General features: G+C 67.6%; 13 protein-coding genes, 1 tRNA gene and 1 other RNA gene. 6 read left to right on the forward strand and 9 right to left on the reverse strand.

Annotated elements, in window-relative coordinates; genetic code table 11:
* Window positions 1–28 precede the first annotated feature (28 nt).
* Window positions 29–379: a preprotein translocase subunit SecG gene (secG, locus tag GQ464_RS12160; protein ID WP_166977873.1), complete on the forward strand. Its 351-nt coding sequence runs from the start codon at window positions 29–31 to the stop codon at window positions 377–379.
* 67 nt (window positions 380–446) lie between these two features.
* Here secG and GQ464_RS12165 read toward each other — a convergent pair whose 3' ends face one another.
* The 9 genes from GQ464_RS12165 to GQ464_RS12205 form a co-directional block, all read right to left on the reverse strand.
* The gene (locus tag GQ464_RS12165) at window positions 447–2,003 is read right to left on the reverse strand and encodes a T9SS type A sorting domain-containing protein (RefSeq protein WP_166977875.1); all 1,557 of its coding nucleotides are present in this window, start codon (window positions 2,001–2,003) and stop codon (window positions 447–449) included.
* 61 nt (window positions 2,004–2,064) lie between these two features.
* A complete protein-coding gene (locus GQ464_RS12170; RefSeq protein ID WP_166977877.1) occupies window positions 2,065–5,589 on the reverse strand; it encodes a M4 family metallopeptidase in 3,525 nt (1,174 codons plus the stop codon).
* 69 nt (window positions 5,590–5,658) lie between these two features.
* A complete protein-coding gene (locus GQ464_RS12175; protein ID WP_166977879.1) occupies window positions 5,659–6,120 on the reverse strand; it encodes a hypothetical protein in 462 nt (153 codons plus the stop codon).
* A 189-nt stretch (window positions 6,121–6,309) separates the two neighbouring features.
* Window positions 6,310–6,735, reverse strand: an RNA gene (rnpB, locus tag GQ464_RS12180) — RNase P RNA component class A.
* Window positions 6,736–6,780: 45 nt separating this feature from the next.
* Window positions 6,781–7,551 (reverse strand): zinc ribbon domain-containing protein, encoded by a 771-nt coding sequence (locus GQ464_RS12185; RefSeq protein WP_166977881.1) that lies wholly within the window; start codon window positions 7,549–7,551, stop codon window positions 6,781–6,783.
* A 99-nt stretch (window positions 7,552–7,650) separates the two neighbouring features.
* Window positions 7,651–8,784, reverse strand: a complete 1,134-nt coding sequence (locus GQ464_RS12190; protein ID WP_228350252.1) for a Nif3-like dinuclear metal center hexameric protein — start codon at window positions 8,782–8,784, stop codon at window positions 7,651–7,653.
* A 68-nt stretch (window positions 8,785–8,852) separates the two neighbouring features.
* Window positions 8,853–10,169, reverse strand: a complete 1,317-nt coding sequence (locus tag GQ464_RS12195) for an MFS transporter (protein ID WP_166977885.1) — start codon at window positions 10,167–10,169, stop codon at window positions 8,853–8,855.
* A 150-nt stretch (window positions 10,170–10,319) separates the two neighbouring features.
* Window positions 10,320–10,715 (reverse strand): hypothetical protein, encoded by a 396-nt coding sequence (locus GQ464_RS12200; RefSeq protein WP_166977887.1) that lies wholly within the window; start codon window positions 10,713–10,715, stop codon window positions 10,320–10,322.
* 344 nt (window positions 10,716–11,059) lie between these two features.
* On the reverse strand, window positions 11,060–12,244 hold the full coding sequence (locus tag GQ464_RS12205) for an aminotransferase class V-fold PLP-dependent enzyme (RefSeq protein WP_166977889.1): 1,185 nt from the start codon (window positions 12,242–12,244) through the stop codon (window positions 11,060–11,062).
* Window positions 12,245–12,351: 107 nt separating this feature from the next.
* Between GQ464_RS12205 and GQ464_RS12210 the strand changes: the two genes are divergently transcribed.
* The 5 genes from GQ464_RS12210 (at window position 12,352) to GQ464_RS12230 (ending at window position 15,947) form a co-directional block, all read left to right on the forward strand.
* Window positions 12,352–12,424: transfer RNA gene (locus tag GQ464_RS12210), tRNA-Arg, on the forward strand.
* A gap of 174 nt (window positions 12,425–12,598) precedes the next feature.
* Window positions 12,599–13,177: an RNA polymerase sigma factor gene (locus tag GQ464_RS12215; protein WP_166977891.1), complete on the forward strand. Its 579-nt coding sequence runs from the start codon at window positions 12,599–12,601 to the stop codon at window positions 13,175–13,177.
* A complete protein-coding gene (locus GQ464_RS12220) occupies window positions 13,164–14,198 on the forward strand; it encodes a FecR domain-containing protein (protein WP_166977893.1) in 1,035 nt (344 codons plus the stop codon). The genes GQ464_RS12215 and GQ464_RS12220 overlap by 14 nt, the downstream gene beginning before the upstream one ends.
* Window positions 14,199–14,216: 18 nt before the next feature.
* Window positions 14,217–15,452 (forward strand): serpin family protein, encoded by a 1,236-nt coding sequence (locus GQ464_RS12225; protein WP_166977895.1) that lies wholly within the window; start codon window positions 14,217–14,219, stop codon window positions 15,450–15,452.
* A gap of 9 nt (window positions 15,453–15,461) precedes the next feature.
* Window positions 15,462–15,947 (forward strand): DUF6174 domain-containing protein, encoded by a 486-nt coding sequence (locus GQ464_RS12230; protein WP_166977897.1) that lies wholly within the window; start codon window positions 15,462–15,464, stop codon window positions 15,945–15,947.
* The last annotated feature ends 74 nt before the right edge of the window (window positions 15,948–16,021 follow it).

Genomic DNA, 16,021 nt, shown 5'->3' on the forward strand with positions numbered 1-16,021 from the left:
CTTCCGCAAACAGAAACGACACGTTCCCATGTTTATCTTCCTGATCGTTCTCATCACCCTCATCGCCGTGTTGCTGATGCTGGTGGTGCTGGTGCAGAGCGGCAAGGGTGGGGGGCTGGCCGGTATCGCCGCCGGTGGGGCGACCACGCAGATCCTGGGTACCCGGCAGGCACCCGACATTCTGGAGAAGGCTACGTGGACGCTGGCCACGGCGTTCATCGTGTTGTGCATCCTGACCAACTTTGCCGTCGACCGGGGCGAGCAGCAGGAGAGCGTCATCCAGCAGCAGGCGCAGGGAGCCCGGACCGAACAGCCGGTCCTGCCGCCACCTGCCGATGGCGGAGCGCAGCAGAACGCCCCGGAAGGCGGGAACAACTAAGCGTATCGGCGCGGCCCTTTCGAAACGACGCCCCGGAATGTGCTGAAAAAGCCGTTCCGGGGCTTTTTTACGGAGCGCGCAGGATGATGCGGAGCGCGGTGTGGCCGGCCTGTTGCAGCCGGACCAGGTAGGCGCCGGGCGGCAGGCCCTCGGCCGGCAGTTGCACCGTGTGACGCCCGGGCCCCTGCACGGCGTCGACGAGGCGCCGGACCTCGCGCCCGAGCAGGTCATACACGCGAAGCTGTACCGGACCGGCGCGCGGCAGGGTGTATTGCAGCATGGCACGCTCCGTGAACGGATGGGGATAGACGGCTTCCAGCGTCGGAAGCTGCGGGAGCGGCTCGTCGCGCGGCTCGTTCCGGATGGGCAGGCCGGGCGCACCGGTCCGGATGGTACGGCCCGGGCCTTCCAGCTCCACCCAGGCCGTGAGAAAGCCCGACGGCCCGGCCGCCACCGCCGGCATGCCGGCGTCGCCTTCGGCCAGCAGGACCGGCGCGCCCAGCGGCTCGCCGGCGGCGCTGAAAAGCCGGCTCCACGCTCTGAAACCGACCGCCGAACTGTCGCCCCAGACGACCATGAACCGGCCGTCCGGCAGCAGGGCCACTTCCGGGCGGCTTACGATCTCGCCGTGGCCGGTGCTGACCTGGAGGTTGGTTCCGAGGCGCCGCCCGCCTGCGTCGAAGCGCTGTGCGAAGACGTCGCCCTGGAAGCCTGTCCGGGTGTCGGCCCACACCACCACGCTCTGCCCGGAGGCGTTCATGGCCGCCGACGGCCAGAGGCTGTAGCTGCCGGGCTGGTTCACCCCGGCGTCGTTCACCTTGAGGTTGCCGCCGACGAATGCGAGCGTCTGCGGGTCGAAGAACTGGGCGCCGATGTCGCAGTCGTTCGTGTTGCCCCGGTTGTCGAGCAGCGCGCATTCGTGCCATACCGCGAGCAGGATGGCGGAGCTGGCCGCGATGTCGGGAAACTGGTGAAAGGCGGCCCGGGACAGGGGGTCGTCGTGGGGGATGCCTTCCTCGACGATTTCATTGCCGCCGGTGTCCAGGATGCGGATAGCCACGTTGTTGAAGTCGGCGTCCTGGAAGAAGCCCTGGTGCGTGATCAGGATCGTGTCGTCCGGGCCGATGGCGATCCGGGGGCGTGTTTGCCTGCCGCCGCCGGGGAAGATGAGCTCGTACTGCACGCAGTTTCCGGAGTCGTTCAGGTCGATCAGCTGCCCGCTCGGATCGACGGCGCCCAGGGTGGTTTCGGACGTGTAGACGTCGTCGGTGCCGACGAGGGATAACCAGCCCTCGTGCGTCATGGCGACCAGCAGGGTTCCGTCCGACAGGAAAGCGGGCTCCGGATGGTACATAAAGTCGCTAGACCAGAGGGAGAGGCTGCTGCAGGATTCGCCTTCGAAGAGGTGAAGCGGGCCGAGGGGGGTTCCGTCGGCCGCGTAGCGCTGGACGGCCACGTTGTCGGCCGTGGTGGTGCGCTGGACGCGGGCCACGTAGGCCAGGGCGTACGAGCCGTCGGTGGCCACGGCGAGGCGAGGCCCGTAGACATCGAGGATCTGCTGGGCGGGCGCGGGCGTTGCCGGCAGCCACAGGACCAGCAGGGCGGGCAGCATCAGACGTCGCATGGCAATCGCTTCGTGACGTTGATGGCGATGGAACATTGCCGCTAAGCAGGTGCCGGGCAGGCTAGCGCAGGTGTAGCATGCGGTGTGTGCGCACGACACCGCCGGTGGTGAGCCGGACCAGGTAGAGCCCGGGAGGCAGGTCTTCCGCCTCGAAGGTGAACGTGTGCATCCCGGCCGGCAGCGACGTGTTCACCAGCATGCGTACGGTGCGGCCGAGCAGGTCCACGACTTCGAGCCGGGTGGGACCCGCAGCGGGCAGGCCGATACGCAGGGTCGTGAGCCGGCTGAACGGGTTCGGGTAGTTGGGAAAGAGGGTCACCTCGGCCGGCAGCGTCTCGCTCGCTTCCACCGGGACGCCGCCGGGGGCCGTCACGGTGATTCGTACCTCGGCCGTTCCGCTGAGGCCGCCGGCATCGGTCACCGTCAGGCGCACGGTGAAGGTGCCGGCGAGGTTGTAGGTGTGGGTGATCACCCGTCCTCCGCTCACCGCACCGTCGCCCAGCTCCCACCGGTAGGCCAGCTCGCCCCCTTCGGGGTCGCTGGAGCCGGACGCATCCAGCGTGACGGTCAGGGGCCGCGTGCCGGAGGTGGTCGACGCCTGGATGTGGGCCGTCGGGGCCTGGTTGTTCGCTCCGCCGGAAGCTCCCAGTGCGAACCACTTCGGGTTGTGCACGGCGCTTCCGAAGAACGAGGCCACCTCCAGCGCGCCGAAGTTCTGGCCGTCGAAAAAGATGAGGGCCCCGTACTGTGCGGTGCTGAACACGAGCTGCGTGTCGTCCGGGGCAAAGGAGGGACGCCGGCCGTCGGTGATGGTGACCCCGCTGATGGGCGTGCCCGGAACGTTCAGCGTGTACAGCTCGCCCGTCTCGAAATTGCCCAGGGCCACATCCCATACGCCGCTCGCGTTGTCGATGACGTTGAAGGCGACGAAGTCCGGGTCTCCACTGCTGTAGGTGATGTTGCCGACGCTCAGCGCGGGGGGCTGGGCCGGCAGCAGGTTATAGATCCGGCCGCTGGCAAAGTCGATCTCGTACATGCTCCAGAACTCCGAGCGGCTGCCGGCGAACGTCACCGCGTTGAAGGCGTCGAAGGCCAGGCGGGGCACCTGCGGGTTGGGGGACCAGGCGACGACGTCCGGGAACTGGATTGTGTTCACCTTGATGCCTTCCTGGGTGCTTTCGGGCTCCAGGGGGATGGCTCCGATCTGTGTGCCGTCGAACAGGTAGAGGGTCGGGTCGTTCGCATAGGCCGAGACCAGCGCCACCAGGTTGCCGTCCGGCGCGATGGAGGCGTTCCACAGGTCCCCGGGCTGTTGCAGGTAGAGATCCTGAAAGACGCTTACGTTGCCGGTTTCGACTTCGAGGAAGGCGAGCCGGCCCTGGGGATCGACGAACCAGATTGTGCGGCCGTCGCGCGTGGTGGTGAGCTGGGCGTAGTCGCCGGTGCCGGGGTCGACGCGGGCTACGGCGTTCGGGTGGTTGAAGACGCCCCCGGTGATGTTCTGCGGGTCAGTCACGTCGATGAGGCCGATAGAGCCGTCGTCCAGCAGGAAGGTGATGAGGGAGGAGCCGCCCTGCTGCACCGGGATGTCGTTGCCCGCTCCACCGCCCGTGCCCGTACTGGCGGTGATGCCGACGGCATCGAAGGCCGCCGTGACGGCGTCGACCTCGGCGCTTCCCGCGCCGTAGAGGTCGGTGGCGGCCTGGATGAGGGCGTTGCGGGCATCTCCGAACTGGCTGTTGCGCGTCAGGTAGGTGGTGAGGGCGCGGTAGTAGATCCGCTCGGTTCTGGCATGGCCCAGGGCCTGGATGACGAGCGCGGCGGCCCGGTTTGGAATGCCGCTGTTGATGTGGACCCCGCCGTTGTCCTGCTCGGCACCCAGGTTCTGGTACTGGTTCATGTGGGCCGGCTGCGGTTGCAGGAGCTGCGCGTTGTCCGGGTTGAGGAAGTCGCGCAGGGCCGGGCCTTTCCCCGGGCGCATGACGTCCTCGCCGATCAGAAAGTCCTCGGGGTCCACCATGATGCCGAAGACGTCGGCGAAGGATTCGTTCAGCGCACCGGGTTGGAACTGGTAGACGAGGTTGGCCGTGTGCTGGATCACGCCGTGGGACATCTCGTGGCCGGCCACGTCGAGGGCACCGGCCAGCGGGGTGAAGATCTGGTCACCGTCGCCGTAGGCCATGATGCGGCCGTTCCAGAAGGCGTTGTCCATCGGTTGCCCGCCCTGTGTCACGCGGATGACGGACACGAGCGGTTGATCCTGCCCGTCGATGGCGTTCCGGCCGTGGACGTCCTTGTAGTACCGGTACGCCCGTTCCTGATTGACGTGCGCCGAGACCGCGGAGGGGTCCGTCCAGGCGTTGTTCGGGGAGGTCACGACGACGGGCGGGTTTTGCTCGCTCAGATCCTGCCCGTTGGCCGTGAATGTGACGGCGCCGCCCCGGTCGGGGAGGGGCAGCTTGACGTTTTCCGCCGTCAGGTTGTCCAGGTCGGAGAGGGCGACGTAGGTGCCGTCGTCGTTCAGAAAGACGCGGAAAGACTGGGTGGTGCCGTTGAGGTCCACGCCGGTGGCGTCGACGAACGAACCGGCTCCGGTGCGGCTTTCCACCTGCAGAAAGACCGGGGTATCCGGCAGCGGGGCGTCGTGCGGGTGTTGCAGGAGGGTGCAGTGGCGCTGGATACGGTTCAGCACGGTGCCGCGGCGGGCGTCGACGAGGTAGGTGTACCACTCCATGAAGTTGGGGTGCAGGCTGATCTCATAGGCCAGGTGGATCGTGCCGCCGGCGTCGGGGTAGAGGACGAGGCGTGTCTCCATGGCGTCCAGCCCCAGTTCTGCGGCGAGCCGGCCCCGCACGGGTGCCCAGCGTTTCCGCGTTTTCAGATCCTGGACGACGACCCGTTCCGCGTCGGCCGGGGAGAGTGTCGGCCGGGTGGTTACGTTGCGCGGGGTGGGTTCGTAGGTGCCGTTGAGGGCATACGCGGTTCCTGTCTCGTCGAAGTGGACGTAGAGGTCGCGGCCCCATACGGGCAGCCCTTCATACTGCTGCTCGAACCGGACGTGGGTGTAGCCGAGTTCGTCCACCACGGTGCGGATCGGCCGGAGCTCGTCGCGCGGCTCGTCCAGCCCGAGAAGCGGGGCGTGGCGTTGTAATAATTCATGGGCCGCCTCGGTGTAGCGGGTTGCCGTCTGTTTACCGGCACCCGCCGGTGGCAGGTTCACCTGTCCTAGCGATCCCCGCAGCCAGCGCAGCGTGCCGTTGGGGCTGCGTTCGAGGTGCAGGCCGGTGAGCCCGTTCGGGTGGGTGGGGAGGGCGGCTCGCAGGTTGCTTCCGGTGTGCAGGGACAGGCTTCCCAGCACCTGCCGGTCCAGCACGGCGGTGCCGGCAAGGGTGGCCCCGGCCCGCAGGTCTTGCCGGCCGGGATGGGCGGCAAGGAATGCCTCCACCGAGGCATACCGGGGCACAGCCTCGGGGGACAGGCCGGTGAGCGGCCGCGGATCGACCGGGCTTTTCTGAGCCGGGCTCTCCGGCACGAGGATGAGGGCAAGCAGCAGGACCCATCCGGAGGCGCGTAACAGGGCAATCATGGCAAATCCTTCGGCATGGCGCGCCGACGCCGGTCGACGGGGCAGGGGCCGGCGCGGCAGAGTGCGGGATCAGCGGGTTTGGAATGCGGCCCGGCCCGTGGCCAGGCACGTGTCGAAGAAGGTTTCCAGGGGTGTTTCGGCCGGCTCGATCCCCTCTACACGCGGTATCCAGGCGACCCGGTGCCGGCGGCCGTCGGCCGTGGCTTCCAGCACGGCCGTCAGGTTTCCAGGCTCATCGAGGACCCGGGCGAAGAAGTCGAGCGCCTCGAACCGGGTCCACAGCGCCTGCAGGGCTGCCCGGTCCAGTGCGCCCGTAGCCTCCACCCGTTCTTCGGCATAGCGCCCGGACCAGGCCGTCACGGTGCCGTCGGCCGTGATCGTGTAACCGGTCCAGCGACCGGCCACCCCGCCGCCCTGGCCGCACACCAGCCGCCAGTCTGCCGGCCAGGGGGCGGCAGGGGCGGGTTCATCGCGTGGGGCGGTACAGCCGGTCAGAAGAACCAGCAGGGTCCAGAGGCCTGTTTTCAACATGCGGAGGGACGATCATCGGGGGCGAGAGCCGGCCTGCACTCCGGCCGCTGTTTTTCTCTTGATCACAATAGGAAAAAAAGTCCACGTTCGGATCACCCGGCCGTTTTTTTTGAGGCCGGTGTTGCCGGAGGGGAGGGGCATACAAAAAAGGCAGCCCCCTGCGGGAGGGACTGCCTTTCGGAAAGGTGCGGCCTGCGCCGGCCTGTAAGCCGAATTCTGTCTGCCCGGCGGGTGGCCGCGGCACCCGGACCGGGGAGATCATCATTTATCTAGGCGGCCTACCCGCGCCGCGTTTCGGCGGGCCACCTTATTCCCGACGGCGTCGGGAGGCGGCGCTGCTTGGCCTTGCACCCCGTGGGGTTTGCCTGGCCGCCCCGGTTACCCGGGACGCCGGTGGGCTCTTACCCCACCGTTTCACCCATCACCTGTGCCCCGGCGAGCAATGGCGCGGCCATTTTCCGCCGGGGCCATCGGCTGGTCTGCTCTCTGTTGCACGTGCCGTCTCCGCCCGGTTACCCGGACGGAGCCCCCGCTTGACGCGGGGCACGGTGCCCTGTGGTGTTCGGACTTTCCTCACCCCGACCGGAGTCGGGGCGCGATGATCCGGCCGGCGCAAACGAACCTTCTGCGGTGTTGAACCGGCACCGTGCCGGCCGGGTTTCACTCGACGCGCGTCTCGCCGAGTTGCATCTCTTCGATGGTTTCCTCGAAAAGCTCCTGGTCGACGATGATGCGGCCGGTGTGCTCGCAGACGATGATCCGGTTGCGCTGCCGGATCTCGACCTGGCGCTGGGGCGGGACGGCAAAGCCGGCGGCGGCACCCCGGATGAGGGGGACCACGGCGCGCCCGTCGCGGACGCGGCCGCGCAGGCGCTTGTAGGCCCGGAGGTACCGCTTGTCGACGGCTTCTTCAGCCTGCTGGCGGGCGGTCTCCAGGTCGGCCTGCTCGTGCTTGGTGTCTTCCAGCACTTCCTGCAGTTCCTTCCGCTTGGCGACCAGGATCTCGTCGAGGGCCTGAAGCCGTTCCTGGGCCTCGGCCATGGCCGCGGCGCGGGCCTCGGCCGAGCCGTCGATCTCCTCGATCTTGGCCTTCGCGTTCAGGATCCGCTGTTTCTGTGCTTCGATTTCCTTCGTCAGTGCGTCGTACTCACGGTTGTTGCGCACCTGGAGTTGCTGCTCTTCGTAGCGCCCGATCAGGGTTTCGCTCTCCTTGATGTCGAGCTCCGCCTGGCGCCGGGCCGTCTCGATGTTCTGCTGCTCGCGCTTGTAGTTCTCGATCCGGGTCTCCAGCCCCGCCTTCTCGTCTTCGAGGTCCCGGATCTCCTCCGGAAGGTCACCGCGCAGCTTTTTGATCTGGTCGATCCGGCTGTCGATGTGCTGCAGCCGGATCAGGGCTTTGAGCTGTTCGCCAATGCTGGTCTCCTGAGACATAGGAATCGCGCTTGTCGTAGTTGAGGAACACGCACCCGTCGAGCACAGGGTAACGTTTCAGAAGGGTTTAGGTTCGATATATTTCGTGCGAAGAGTCGGTCAGGGGGTGAAGGTGTGCATGGGGCTGGTGCGGGTGCGGGTACGCTGCCAGGTGACGCCGGGGAACCGCCGGCCGAGCCATTCGCACAGCAGCGTTTCGGTGACGGCTTCGGTTTCATAGTGGCCGGCGTCGATGAGGGCCATGCGCGGGTGGCCGTCCGGATCGAGCACGTCGAAGAAGCGGTGGTAGGAGACGTCGGCCGTGACGAAGGCGTCGGCGCCGGCGCGGAGGGCGGTGCGGGTGAGGTGGCTGCCGGCCCCCCCGCAGACGGCGACGGTCTCGATGCGGGCCGCCGGGTTGCCGGCATAGCGCAGGCTGCCGGCCTCGAGCCGTTCGGCGACGCGCCGGAGAAAGGCCGTAAGGGGTTCCGGCTCGGGCAGCCGGCCGAGGGCGCCGAGCCCGGCCCGGGTGGCGGGCTGCTGCACCGGGTACACATCGTAGGCGACTTCCTCGTAGGGGTGGGCGGTCTTCATGGCCCGTATGACGCGCTCGAGGTCCCACCGCGCCACTTCCACCTCCAGCCGCATTTCCCGGACGGACTCGAGGGCGCCGGCGCGGCCGATGAAGGGGTCGGCTTCCGCACCCGGGCGGAAGAAGCCGGTGCCTTCGAGCGCGAAGGCGCACGCGTCGTAATCGCCGATGCGCCCGGCGCCGGCCTCGGCCAGGGCCGCCCGCACGGCGTCGAAGTGGGAGGAAGGGACGAAGGTGACGAGCTTGCAGAGGGTTTCCGGCAGGGGATCGAGGAAGCGCACGTCGGTCAGGCCCAGGCGTTCGGCCAGGGCGAAGGAGACGCCGCCCGGCGCCGCGTCGAGGTTGGTGTGGAGGCTGTAGAGCGCGATGCCGGCCTCGGCCAGGCGCAGGGCCAGCCCGCCGGCCAGGTCGTCCGGTGTGAGGCGGCGGAGCGGGTGGAACAGCAGGGGATGGTGTGTGATGATGAGCGTGGCCCCGGTGCTCCTGGCCTCCTCCAGCACGGCGGGGGTCAGGTCCAGGGCGACGAGGGCGTGCCGGACCCGTTGCCCGGCGTCGCCCACCTGAAGCCCGACGTTGTCGTACGACTGGGCCGAGCCCGGTGGTGCCCATGCTTCGAGGGCGGCCGCAATCTCTCGGATGGTCGGAAACGCAGGGTCAGGCATGGTACGGTCGGGTTGAAGGTGGAAAGGTTGCCGGTTGCGCCGGTGCTGTCGCTTTTGCAGGCTCCCGGTCATTCCGTTGCCAGCGGGGCCGTACGGGCCGGGCGCCCGGCCACGGCCACCCCCTCTTTTTCATCGACACGCAGCAGCAGGATCCCGCCGAGGATGAAGAACAGCAGCACCGAGGCCACCCCCAGGCGCTGGCTCTCGAAGAGGTCCGTGAGGCGGCCCAGCAAAAAGGGGCCGAGGAAGGCGGTCAGTTTGCCCGAAAAGGCGAAGAAGCCGTAGAACTCGTTTTCCAGGCCGGGCGGTACGAAGCGCCCGAGCAGGGAACGGCTGGCGGACTGGTTGGGGCCGGCGAGCAGGCCGATGAGGATGCCGGCCACCCAGAACCCGAGGCGGCTCGTCGTCAGCACGGCCAGCAGGCTGGCCCCGGCCAGGCCGGCGAGCGAGATCATGACGGTCGTTTTGCCCCCGAGCCGGTCGTCCAGGAAGCCGAAGGCGTAGGCCCCGAGTCCGGCCGCCACGTTCAGCACGATGCCGAAGACGATGATCTCCTCGGTGGTGAAGCCGAACGTGCCGGCCGCATAGATGCCTCCGAAGGCGAAGATCGTGATCAGCCCGTCGTTGTAGATGAGCCGGGCCAGCAGCAGCCGGAACACCTGCCGGAACCGGCGGATCTGGCGGAAGGTGGCGGCGAGTTGCCGGTTGGCCGAACGAATGAGGCCCGTGCCGGGCGGCAGCGGCGGCTGCTTCTTCTCCTTCACCAGGAGAAACATCGGAAGGCTGAAGAGGGCGAACCAGACGGCTACCAGCAGGTTCGTGGCACGGACGTGCGCGCCGGTCTCCTTCGACAGCCCGAAGGGTGGCGTCTCGGGGTTGACGAAGACGAAGAGCGCCGTCACCATGCAGAGGAGCCCGCCCACGTAGCCGAGCGCCCAGCCGTAGCCGGAGATGCGGCCGATCTTCTCCCGCGGGGCCAGGTCCGGCAGGAAGGCGTTGTAGAAGACGTTCGCCATCTCGAAGGCGATGTTGGCGACGACGAAGGTCGTGAGGGCGAAGCGTACCTGGCCCGGGGTGGGAAAGAAGAGCACGGCGGTGGCGGCCACGCAGATCCCCGTCGAGAGCAGGAGAAACCGCTTGCGGTAGGCGCCGCGGTCGGCGATGGCACCGGCATAAGGGGAAAGCAGTGCCACCACCAGCCCGGTGGTCGTCACGCCCAGGGACCACAGGCTCGTGCCTTCGACCTCGTTCGGGGCGATGCCGACGGTGAAGTACGTCGCATAGATGAAGGTGACGACGAGCGTGGTGAAGGCCGAGTTGGCGAAGTCGTAGAGGCTCCAGGCGAGGACGGCGCGGCGGTCGTAGACGAGGTCGGAAGCGGGCAAGGGGCGGCAGGGCTGATTCGAGGGACGCAGCACGCCGCACAAGGTAGCAAAAACGGGGGAGGCTTGGAACGGGCTTCCCGGCCTGTGGGACGTTAAAAAAAAAGCGCCGTCGGGCGGCGACGGCGCGGGTCGGGGCCGGGGCACAGGGGTTCAGCCCATGCCGGTCGAGTAGGTGATCAGCTCGCTCAGCGGCAGGTCGACTGGCGGGCGGGCAGGTGCCAGGCGATAGCGCCCCGGGGAGCTCCAGCGCATGCGCTCCTCCAGTGTGTGCTTCCACAACGACCCCTGCTTCAGCACGAGTTCGATGACACGACCGTCTTCCAGATGAAAGACGGCGTTCGGTCCCGCTCCGCCCTCCAGATGCCATTCGATGCGGCAGACCTCATCCAGCGGAATCAGCGCGTGAAACTTTTCCCCGACGTGCCAGCCGGTCAGCTCGATGCGATCCAGATAGAGACGGGCGCGGCCGAAGAGCAGGCGGCGCGGCGGATACTGAAAGCTCGACGTGAGCAGTACGATCTTGTGATGATAGGCTGATGAATACATGATCCCCTCGCAATGCTTCAGATCGCTCTATTCATGGTACACACGGCCCGGGGTGCATACCCACATTTGCCGGAAGAAAGCGCTTTTTTTCTGGTGTGTTACGGGACGGCGGCAGGCGGTTGTTTCATAAGCGGATACCGGAGTTCCTGCCCCGGGGTTATCATCGTCTCTCGAGAAGGAACAGTTAAGCCGGTGTTGTGAGAAAGGAGGCGAGCCGTTGCGGGTCGGCGGGTCGCTTGCAGGTCCATACGGCATCCGGCCGGTCGGGATGCGGTTTGCAGGACCGCCCCGTTTCTTAAAGACACCGCAGGCCCCCGGATCTAACCGGCGATGTCGTGAATTTCCTATGTAACGCCGCTTAAACCGGCGAGGACGTCACAGAAGCGTTCAATTTCGTTTTCGGTATTGTAGTAATGCACGGAGGCGCGCACCATCGGCGGCAGGTTGCGGGCCTCGGCGTCGAGGCGGGTCGAGGCGGGCGTGGTCACGGAAACGTTGATGCCGCGGGCGCGGAGGTGCCGGTGGATTTCGTCGGCTTCCATAAGGCTGGAGGTGAAGGTGACGAGGCCGCAGCGCGTCCGCCCGAGGTCGCGGACGGTGATGCCGGGCAGTTCGGCCAGGCGGTGCCGCAGGCGTTCGGCCAGCCGCTGGACGCGGTCCCGTATGGCCTCCAGGCCCCAGTGCAGCGCATAGTCCACGGCCACGCCGAGCGCGATCTTGCCGGCGACGTTGCCTTCCCAGGTTTCGAACCGGCGGGCGTCGGGGCGGATTTCGTAGCGGTCGCGGCTCACCCAGGTGGCGGCGTGCAGGTCGAGCATCGGCGGTTCCAGGCGTTCGAGCCAGGCGCGGCGGACGTACAGGAAGCCGGTGCCGCGCGGGCCGCGGAGGTACTTGCGCCCGGTGGCCGAGAGCATGTCGCACCCGATGGTTTCCACGTCGAGCGGTAGCTGGCCGGCGGACTGGCAGGCATCGAGCAGGAACGGGATGCCGGCCGCGCGGGTCACGCGGCCGACCTCGGCCGCGGGGTTGACGAGGCCCCCGTTCGTGGGCACGTGCGTCAGGGCCACGAGCCTGACCCGCTCGTCGAGCAGCTCGCGCAGCGCCTCGACCGAGACCTGGCCGTGCTCGTCGCTCGGGACGACCTCGACCGTGGCGCCGGTGCGCCGGGCGACCTGCAGGAAGGCGATGAAGTTGCTCGCATAGGCGGCCCGGGCGGTCAGGATGCGGTCGCCCGGGCGGAACGGCAGGGCATAGAAGGCCAGGTCCCAGGCCCGCGTGGCGTTCTCGACGAGGGCGATCTCGTCGCGCCGGCAACCGAGCAGGCGGGCCAGGGCGTCGTAGGTGTGTTCGAGGGCCTCGTGTGCTTCGGCGGCGGCTTCGTAGCCGCCCGTCTCCGCCTCACGGCGAAGGTGGGCTATCTGGGCCTCGAGCACGGGCCGGGGCGGCAGGGCCATCCCTGCGTTGTTGAAGTGAAGCACCCTCTCGCAGCCGGGGGTATCCTGCCGGGCACGGGCAACGTCTATCGTCATGATCGGGAAGGGTCGGGTCCAACGGGTGTGCCAGCATAGCAAACGGCCGGTTGGCCGGGATCGTGCGGGGAACTTATTGCAAGCGTCGGTTTTACCCAACCCGTTTTGCCCCCGTAGCTCAGTGGATAGAGCATCGGTTTCCTAAACCGAGTGTCGCAGGTTCGATTCCTGCCGGGGGTACTTTTCCCTGCGCCTGCTTCTCTCCGAAGCGGGCGTTTTTCGTATATAGGCCGTGGCGGTTCTCCGGTGCGGGCTGGACGGATGCGCGCCGGCGGGAATAAAGCCGCGATCCCCGTTGTCTATTACGGCAAAACGCTCCGGGACGGGACCCGGGGCCAGGATGCGAACCCGACGTTGACCGAAAAGACGCACGCCGATACGTCGCTGACCGATGACGAGCTACTCGCCCGCGCGCGAGGCGGGGAGGCGCTTGCCTTCCGCCTGCTGGTGGAACGGTACGAGGGAACGGTCGCGGCCACCGTGCATGGCCTGCTCGGCAACGGGGCCGACGCGGAAGACGTCGGACAGGAAGTCTTCGTCCGGTTCTACCGGAGCCTGGATCGCTTTCGGGGGGAGGCGAGCCTGAAGACCTACCTGACGCGGATTGCCGTCAACCTGTCGCTCAATGCGCTCAGGCGCCGGCGTCGCTTCTGGGCCCGCTTCTTGCCGGAGGATCGCTTCGAGGATCTGGAAGATGCGACGTACGAGCCCGATGTCGAAGCCCGGGACCGTGCGGCCCTCGTGCGGGCGGCCCTCGAACGCCTGGCGCCGCCGTTCCGGGTTGTGGTCGTGCTCCGCATGATCGAGGGATATTCGACGCGGGAAACGGCCGAGATCCTTGACCTGCCGCTCGGTACGGTGCTCTCGCGACTGGCCCGCGCGCAGCAGAAGCTCAAGGTGCTCCTGACACCCTACTTCGATGATGAAACCTGACGACCATCTGCTCCTCCTGCGTGCCCTGGACGAGGCCCTCTCGCCCGGCGAGCAGGCGCGCTTCGAGCGGTTGCTGGCCACGTCGGCGGAGGCACGGGCCGTCTGGCAGGCCCACCGGGCCGTCCGGGAGGCCGTCGCCACGGCACGCAACGATACCTTCGGGCCGCATTTCGCCGACCGGGTGATGCAACGCGTGGCCCGGCAGCAGCGGCCGCGGGCCCTCGCCGCGAAGGCACGCAGCATCCTGGGACGTGTCGTGCCTCCGGGTGGGTGGCATCCCCTGCGTGTGCCCGTTGCCCTGCGCTGGGGCGGCCTCCTGGCGGTCGTCGTGGTCTTCGCCGTGCTCTGGCTGTGGTACCGCCCCACGCTCGTGACGGTGCCCTACGGGGCCGTCGAGACCGTCCTCTTGCCGGACGGCTCGGCCGTCACGCTGGGCAGTGGCGCCCGGCTCCGGTACCGGCCCTTCCTCGCCCGTTCCGTCCGGCACGTGATCCTCACGGGCGAGGCGTTCTTCGTGGTGGCTGCGGATGAGAAACCGTTCGTCGTCGAGACGTTCAACGCCCGGGTGACGGTCCGGGGGACGCGCTTCAACGTACGGGCCTGGCCGGACGACCTGGCGCCGGAGACCGTCGTGACGCTCGAGGAAGGCGCCGTAGAGGTGGCCGGCCGGTCGGGTACCGGCACCGTCCGCCTGGCACCGGGGCAGACGACGCGCGTGGCGGCGGGGGCCGGCCCCTCCCCCCCCGCGGTGCCCGAATACGAACGGCCGATGGCCTGGCGGACCGGCGGGCTCTCCTTCTCGGGCCGGCCCCTGGCCGACGTGCTCCGCGCCCTCGAACGACGCTACGCCGTCGAGTTGACGGTGGCCGACGAGGTGGCCCATCGCCCGGTTACCTACCTCAACCCGCGTCCGACCTCGCTCGAAGACGCCCTGGGTGATCTCTGCTTCTCGCTCGACCTGCGCTATCGCCGCACCGCCGACGGCTACGAGATCATCGTTCCATCCACCCCGGATCCCTGAACCGTGCCTGAACGAACCATGCGGATACGCCTTTTCCCCTGTCTTGCCTTGCTGGTGGCCCTCGGCGGCTGCTCCTTCCTCGCTTCCGAGGACGCACCGCCCTTCGAGCGGGCCGAACTGCGCCCGCTGACCTCCACCGAGCAGGCCGTCATCGAGGCCGACAACGGCTTCGGCCTCCGGCTCTTTCGCACCCTGCACGAAGCCGAACCCGGGCAAAACCTCTTCATCTCCCCGTTGAGTGTCTCCATGGCCCTCGGCATGACGCTCAACGGCGCCGCCGGCGAGACGCGCGCCGCCATGGAAGCCACGCTCGGCAAGACCGGCCTCTCCGAAGAAGCCATCAACGCCGCCTACCGAGACCTCATCGACCTGCTCACCCGGCTCGACCCGGAGGTCCGCCTCGACATCGCCAACTCGATCTGGTACCGGCAGGGCTTCAACGTGCTCCCCGGCTTCCTCGACCTGAACCGGACCTACTTCGACGCCGAGGTGCGGGGACTCGACTTCCGGGATCCGGCCACCGTCCGCGTCATCAACAACTGGGTCAAAGAGAAGACACAGGGCAAGATCGACCGGATCATCGAGCAGGTCGCCCCCGATCATATGATGTACCTGATCAACGCGATCTATTTCAAAGGAGCCTGGCAGTATGCCTTCGACCGCAACGCCACGCGGGATGCACCTTTCCATAACCTCGACGGAACGAGCACGACCGTCCCGATGATGACGCTCGAAGGGACCCTGCCCGTCTACGGGGCCGAAGGATTCTCGGCCGTTGACCTTCCTTATGGGGACAGCCTCTTCTCAATGACCATCGTGCTGCCGGCCGTGGGAGCGGAACGGGACGTGAACGCCCTGGCCGCCTCGCTCGACGGGGCAACGTGGGAGGCATGGATCCGGCAGCTCGCCCCGCAGAAGGTGAAGCTGCTCCTGCCGCGCTTCAAGCTCACATACGACGCCTCCCTCAAACAGGCGCTGGCGAAGATGGGAATGGAGGTGGCCTTCACCGACGATGCCGACTTCAGCCGGATGACGCCCGAACGGGTCCGGATCAGCGACGTGCTCCACAAAACGTTCGTGGAGGTGAACGAGGAAGGCACCGAAGCCGCAGCGGTTACGGGGGTCATCATCGAAGTGACATCCATGCCACGCACGACGGTGATCGAGGTGAACCGGCCGTTCCTCTTTTTCATCCGGGAACGACACTCGGGCACGATCCTGTTCATGGGGAAGGTGCTGTCGCTGGCCTCCTGAGTGACGACCATGCGAATCCCCGCGGCATGCATCGATGGTTGGCCGGCGATCCTGCTGCTGGGAACGCTGTTCCTGACCGGCGGCTGTGCTTTCCTCGAGGCCCGGGACGAAACCCTCCCGGAGGGGATCCCGCTCCGTCTCGAAGAGGCCCGGCAACGGTGGGAGCGGCAGCGCCTCAGCGATTACGATGTCCTTCTTTCGCGCCTCTGTTTCTGCTATCCGGCAGGGACGTTCACCGTCTTCGTGCGGGCCGACACCGTGCGGGCCGTCGTGTCCGAGGCTTCGGGTGCCGTGCTGGATCCGGAGCAGCGCCGGATCTTTCCCACGATCGACGGTTTCTTTGACCTGGTGGCGCAGGCGCAGGCCGGGGCCGACAGCCTGATGGTCCTCTATGATCCCGTGTGGGGCGTGCCCACCCGGATCGTGATCGACTGGGTGGAACATGTCTTCGACGATGAGATCCGGTACGAAATCCACGGCCTGTCGGTGCGCTGAGGCGCTTCGCGGCGTGGTGATGGGCGGGCCGTGGGTCCGGTGAAAAGGGACCTGAAATCCGCGAGAACCGGCAG

Source organism: Rhodocaloribacter litoris (genome assembly GCF_011682235.2).
Classification (GTDB): domain Bacteria; phylum Bacteroidota; class Rhodothermia; order Rhodothermales; family ISCAR-4553; genus Rhodocaloribacter; species Rhodocaloribacter litoris.